This window comes from Sandarakinorhabdus sp., assembly GCF_040398645.1.
Classification (GTDB): domain Bacteria; phylum Pseudomonadota; class Alphaproteobacteria; order Sphingomonadales; family Sphingomonadaceae; genus Sandarakinorhabdus.
Genome location: NZ_JBBATR010000084.1, coordinates 1,928 through 7,068 on the forward strand (window position 1 = coordinate 1,928; position 5,141 = coordinate 7,068).

The 5,141-nt window shown below is 68.4% G+C and carries 8 protein-coding genes; all 8 read left to right on the forward strand.

Annotation, left to right across the window (positions count from 1 at the left end):
- Positions 1-170: 170 nt before the first annotated feature.
- A complete protein-coding gene (locus ABWP50_RS12820; RefSeq protein WP_353218377.1) occupies positions 171-410 on the forward strand; it encodes a hypothetical protein in 240 nt (79 codons plus the stop codon).
- Positions 410-793: a DUF3168 domain-containing protein gene (locus tag ABWP50_RS12825; RefSeq protein WP_353218378.1), complete on the forward strand. Its 384-nt coding sequence runs from the start codon at positions 410-412 to the stop codon at positions 791-793. Before ABWP50_RS12820 ends, ABWP50_RS12825 begins: the two co-directional genes overlap by 1 nt.
- A gap of 11 nt (positions 794-804) precedes the next feature.
- Positions 805-1,212: a phage major tail protein, TP901-1 family gene (locus tag ABWP50_RS12830; protein ID WP_353218379.1), complete on the forward strand. Its 408-nt coding sequence runs from the start codon at positions 805-807 to the stop codon at positions 1,210-1,212.
- A complete protein-coding gene (locus ABWP50_RS12835) occupies positions 1,209-1,508 on the forward strand; it encodes a GTA-gp10 family protein (RefSeq protein WP_353218380.1) in 300 nt (99 codons plus the stop codon). Before ABWP50_RS12830 ends, ABWP50_RS12835 begins: the two co-directional genes overlap by 4 nt.
- Positions 1,505-1,696, forward strand: coding sequence for a phage tail assembly chaperone (locus ABWP50_RS12840; RefSeq protein WP_353218381.1), 192 nt, complete (start codon positions 1,505-1,507; stop codon positions 1,694-1,696). Before ABWP50_RS12835 ends, ABWP50_RS12840 begins: the two co-directional genes overlap by 4 nt.
- Positions 1,697-1,727: 31 nt before the next feature.
- Positions 1,728-2,270, forward strand: a complete 543-nt coding sequence (locus ABWP50_RS12845; protein ID WP_353218382.1) for a tail tape measure protein — start codon at positions 1,728-1,730, stop codon at positions 2,268-2,270.
- On the forward strand, positions 2,270-4,642 hold the full coding sequence (locus tag ABWP50_RS12850) for a phage distal tail protein, Rcc01695 family (protein ID WP_502951065.1): 2,373 nt from the start codon (positions 2,270-2,272) through the stop codon (positions 4,640-4,642). The genes ABWP50_RS12845 and ABWP50_RS12850 overlap by 1 nt, the downstream gene beginning before the upstream one ends.
- Before the next feature lie 5 nt (positions 4,643-4,647).
- Positions 4,648-5,141, forward strand: a 494-nt coding sequence (locus ABWP50_RS12855; protein ID WP_353218384.1) for a phage/gene transfer agent baseplate hub protein, incomplete at its 3' end; no start/stop codon positions are given.

A 5,141-nucleotide genomic window follows, 5' to 3' on the forward strand; every position in this document is an offset into this window, starting at 1 on the left:
GGTGAGGCCGCGCGCAGCATGCGGCGCTGGCGGGTGCTGCTGCGCGACCGTGATGATCTTGATCTGCAGATGCGGCTGCGCTGGCGCGGCCAGGTGCTGGCGGTGCTGGCGGTGCTGCGTGATCCGGCGCTGCCGGGGCTGGCGACGCTGCTGTGCGAAGGCCGGTCGGTATGAACACGGCGAATTTGGCCAAGCAGTTGCGGCAGCGCGGCGCGCGTCTGGCTGCGCTGGCGGTGCAGCGAATGGCGGCCCGATTGGCGCAGCAGTGGCAGGACGTTGGCGAGGTGACCGCCGATCAGGGCCGCGTGCAGCTGCGCGGGCGCGGCCTTGCGCGGCGGCGGCGGGGCAGCCGGACGGCGCTGCCCGATGCCGATCTGCTGTGGCCCGATAGCAACGATGGAGGCCGGTGATGAGCATCAATGTCGCCGTGCAAGCGGCTGTGGTGGCAGCGCTGATTGATCTGCCGGGCCTGACCGGCGTTTATGATGGCCCGCCCAGCGATGCCGCCGCGCCTTATGCCGTGATTGGCCCCGATCTGGTGACCGATTGGAGCACCAAGACCGAGATTGGCCATGCCGTGCGGCTGGTGGTGACGATCTGGGATGATCAACCCGGCGCGGCCCGGCTGCGCGGGCTGGTTTCAGCAGCGCAGGCCCGGTTGCGGGCGCTGTCCGGCGTGCACGGCGGGCACCGCATCGTGCTGGTGCAGATGCTGCGCGCCGGCGTGGCGGGGCCTGATGCCGGCTGGCGGCCGGGCAGCATCGAAATGCGACTGTTCACCCATCAACAATAGGAGCCGTGATCATGGCAATGGAAAAAGGTGCTGCCTTCCTGCTCAAGGTTGGCAATGGGTTGGCGCCGCTGGCGTTCATCACGGTGGCCGGGCTGCGCACGACGCAATTGACGCTGAACACCGAAAGCGTGGTGGTGACCAACCAGGGTTCGGGCGGCTGGCGCGAGCTGTTGTCGGGGGCTGGGGTGCGATCGGTCTCCCTGTCGGGGTCGGGGGTGTTCACCGGCGGCGCCGCCGAAGCCCGCATCAAGGCCAGCGCCTTGGGCGGCGCCATCGATGATTATCAGGTGCAATTTGAAAGCGGCGAAACCATCACCGGGCGCTTTCAGATCGGCCGGCTGGATTATGCCGGCGATTTCAATGGCGAACGCACCTACAGCCTCGCGCTGGAAAGCAGCGGCCCGGTGGTGTCGGCATGATCGCCAATCCGGTGCGCGGCGAGGCCGAGCTGATCATCAACGGCCAGCCGGTGCTGCTGCGGCCCAGCTTTGCCGCGCTGGTGGCCGCCGAAGCCGAGCTTGGGCCGTTGTTTGCCTTGTGTGAACGCGCCGCCACCGGGCAATTGACTCTGGCCGAAATGGCGGCGCTGCTGTGGCATTGCCTGGCCCAGCCGATGGAGCGCGGCGCCTTTGCCGAGGCACTGGTGGCCGGCGGGCTGGCCAATGCTGCGCCGGCGCTGCGGGTGCTGCTTGGCCAGATATTGGCTGGAACATGATGTTTGCGGCTGCCGCGCGGCAGGCGGCGCATATCGCTGCCGCCGGGCTGGGCTGGCGGCCGGCCGAGTTCTGGGCGGCAACCCCGGCTGAGCTGATCACCGCGCTGGGGCTTGATGCGGCGCCCGCGGCAGGCCCGGCCGACACGCAAAAACTGGCAGCCCTGATGGAGGCATATCCCGATGCTTGATGGTGGCAGCGATGACCGGATCGATGACCTGGTGATCAAATTGCGGGCCGATACCGGCGGCTTTCTGGCCGGCGTGTCGGAGGTGCAGCGCAGCATTGATGGCCCGCTGGCGGCTGGCATCGACCGCGCCGGTGCCGGGCTGCAACGCTCGCTGGGCCGGGCGTTGGCGGATGGCAAACTGGGCTTTGATGATCTGCGGCGCATCGCGGTGTCGGCGCTGGGCGATATTGCGCAGCAGGCGCTGCGGCTGGATCTGGGCGGGATTTTTGGCGGCGGCGGGAGTGGTGGCGGCGGCTTGCTGGGCGGCTTGCTTGGCGGGCTGCTGGGTGCACCGGGGCGGGCGACAGGTGGGCCGGTCAGTGCGGGCCGCGCCTATATGGTGGGCGAACGCGGCCCGGAATTGTTTGTGCCCACCGCTGCGGGCCGGGTCGAGGCCAATAGCAAAGGCGGGCGGCCGGTGTCGATCACCGTCAATGTCGCCATGCCGCAGGGTGCCAGCCCGGCCATCATGCAGCAAACCGGCAATCAGGTCGCCCGCGCGGTGGCGCGCACGCTCGATCGGTCGCGGCCATGATGCGCTGGTGGCTGGCCGGGCCGCAAGATAGCCCGACGACCGGGGCAGTTCGGCATGTGCGCCGCTTTGATCCGCGCTGGTGGCTGGTGGATTTTCCGCGCCCGATGATGGCCAGCGTGGTCACCGAAGGGCCGGAAACCGTGGCCGTGTCGCTGGAATTTCAGCGCCGGTCCGATCTGGCGGGCTTGATCTGGGAATCAGAGGACCGCTGGAGCCATTCGCTGTGTGCGCTGGAAACGCGGCGCGATTATCGCGGGCTGCTGTGGCGGCTTCGCTGGCAATCGAGCGGCGATGTGCTGCCGTTGGATGAGGTAAACGGCCCGGTGCTGACCATCGAAGGCCGCGATGCCGCCGGCGCGCCGCGCACCTGGTATGTGCGGCTGTGGAATTATGCCGTCGGCCTGCCCACCGACGCGGAGATCACGCTGGATTTCGATGCCCTGGCGGGCGGCTTTCTGCTCCCCGGTGAGGCTGATCCGGTGTGGGCCGGCGATATTGACCGGCTGTTTTTCAGCCTGGTGCCGCCTGGCCATGATGGCAGCGATGCGCCGTTGCCGGCCGTGGCGCGCGGGCAGGTGCGGCTGACGACGTTGGAACTGGACGGGGACGGCGCTGTGCTGGCCGCTGGCCGGCCATCGCTGCCGCCGCATGATTGGCGGCTGTGCACGGCCTATGACGATTTGTACAACCAGTCGCCGGAACGCATCCTGGAACAGGCGCTGCTGCTCGGTTGGCGCGGCGCCATCACCCATTATCTGGGGATGAGCCATTTCATGGCGCTGCTGCCCGCCGCTGATGGCAGCTATCTGGTTGATCGGCAGCGGGCATTTTGTGGGCCGGCTGCGGCGTGGCACGCCGATTTCCTGAGCCGGGCAGCGGCGCTGGGCTTTGCGCCGATCCTGTCGCTGTCGATGGAGTTGTTTGCGGCGCATTGCCCGGCGGATTGGGCGCAGCGCAGCAGTGACGGCGCGATCGGGCTGACCGGCTGGGTGCCGCCGTCCGCGCTGCTGTCGCCGTGTCATCCGGCGGCGCAGGCCTGGCTGCAATCCGTGTCAGCTGCGGCAATGACGCTGGCGCTGGCCGCCGGCGTCGCACCGGCGTTTCAGGTGGGGGAGCCGTGGTGGTGGGTGGGACCAAACCATCGCCCGTGCCTGTATGATGCGGCAACCACGGCGAGCTGGCAGGCGCAAACCGGCCAATCGGCACCGATGATTGCCGATATCCGCGGCGACAAATCGCCAGCCGAGCAAGCCTATCTGGATTGGTGCGGCGTGCGATTGGCCGATGCCACTGCTGGCATGGTGGCCGCGGCGCGCGGCGCTGCGCCGGCAATGCGCAGCCACCTGCTGTTTTACGGGCCGCAGGTGTTGCTGGCGGATCGTCCTGATCTGGCCCGGGCCAATCTGCCGGCGGCGTGGGCGCATCCGGCCTTCGATGTGTTGCAGCTGGAGGATTATAGCTTCGTGACCGGCGCCAACCAGGCCGGGCAGGCCAATGCGCGCGCGGAGGTGGCAGCCCGGCTGAATTACCCGCTGGCGCAGCAGCATTATCTGGCGGGTTTTGTGCTGAACGCAGCCGATGCAGCGGCGCACTGGCCGCTGATCGCCGATGCCGCAGCGGCGGCGCAGGCGCGCGGTGTGGCCGACGTCTTTGTCTGGGCGTGGCCGCAGGCGGCGCGGGACGGGTTTACGCCCTTTGCCCTGGACGGTGATGACAAGGGAGACGAAGATATGCCGGCATTTCATGATGTGCGCTTTCCGCTGTCGCTGGGCTTTGGGGCAGCCGGCGGCCCGGCCTTTTCCACGCAGGTGGTGGTCACTGGGTCGGGCGCGGAGCAGCGCAATGCCGAATGGGCCGATGCGCGGCTGGAATATGATGCCGGCCTGGGTGTCAGGTCCGAAGCCGATCTGGCGCAGCTGCTGGCATTTTTCCGGGCGCGGCGCGGGCAGGCGCACGGATTTCGCTTTCTGGACCCGCTCGACAGTAGCTCGGCGGTTGACGGCAATGAACCCGCTGCCACCGATCAGACGCTGGGCATTGGCGATGGCACCACCACCCGCTTTGCGCTGGTCAAGCATTATGGCGATGACGGGCTGGGCGGCGATCCGCCGCAACGCCGCCGCATCACCCGGGCGTGGCCCGAAACAGTGGTGGTCGCCGTTGCTGGCGCAGCCCAGCCGGCGGGCTGGACGCTGTCACCCGGCGGCCTGATTGATTTTTCCGTGCCGCCGCCGGCCGGTGCCAGCGTCACGGCAGGCTATCGTTTTGACGTGCCGGTGCGCTTTGCCAGCGATCGGCTGTCGGTGTCGATTGCCGGTTGGCGGGCGGGGGAATTGCCGGGCGTGCCACTCATCGAACTGCGTGAGGATTGATGCCGATGAGTACGCCCGATCTTGCTGCCGATCTCACCCATCTGGCGCTGTGCTGGCGGCTGCTGCGCCGTGACGGTGCTGCGCTTGGCTTCACCAGCCATGACAGCGCGCTCATGGTTGATGGTCTGCTGCACCTGGCGCGGCCGGGCATGTCGGCGTCGGCTGTGGTGCTTGGTGACGGCATGGAAGCGGACGATATGGAGGTGACCGGGGCCCTGTCAGCTGGCGCTTTGACGTCAGCGGATTTGCTGGCTGGCCGCTGGGACAGTGCGCGGCTGGAGGTGTTTCTGGTCGATTGGCGCCATCCTGCCGGCGGTCGCCACCGGCTTGCCACCGGCACGCTGGGTGATGTGGCGGTTGGCGAGGGTGCGGATGCCGGCTTTACGGCCGAATTGTTGGGGCCAGGGTCGGCGCTGGCAGCCAGCGCCGTGGAGGTGTCTTCACCGGAATGCCGCGCCGAACTTGGCGATGCGCGCTGCCGGGCCAGCCTGCGCGGCCG

Coding starts and splice junctions, on each gene's coding strand:
- ABWP50_RS12820 (WP_353218377.1), top strand. CDS start 171: ATGAACACGGCGAATTTGGCCAAGCAGTTGCGGCAGCGCGGCGCGCGT.
- ABWP50_RS12825 (WP_353218378.1), top strand. CDS start 410: ATGAGCATCAATGTCGCCGTGCAAGCGGCTGTGGTGGCAGCGCTGATT.
- ABWP50_RS12830 (WP_353218379.1), top strand. CDS start 805: ATGGCAATGGAAAAAGGTGCTGCCTTCCTGCTCAAGGTTGGCAATGGG.
- ABWP50_RS12835 (WP_353218380.1), top strand. CDS start 1,209: ATGATCGCCAATCCGGTGCGCGGCGAGGCCGAGCTGATCATCAACGGC.
- ABWP50_RS12840 (WP_353218381.1), top strand. CDS start 1,505: ATGATGTTTGCGGCTGCCGCGCGGCAGGCGGCGCATATCGCTGCCGCC.
- ABWP50_RS12850 (WP_502951065.1), top strand. CDS start 2,270: ATGCGCTGGTGGCTGGCCGGGCCGCAAGATAGCCCGACGACCGGGGCA.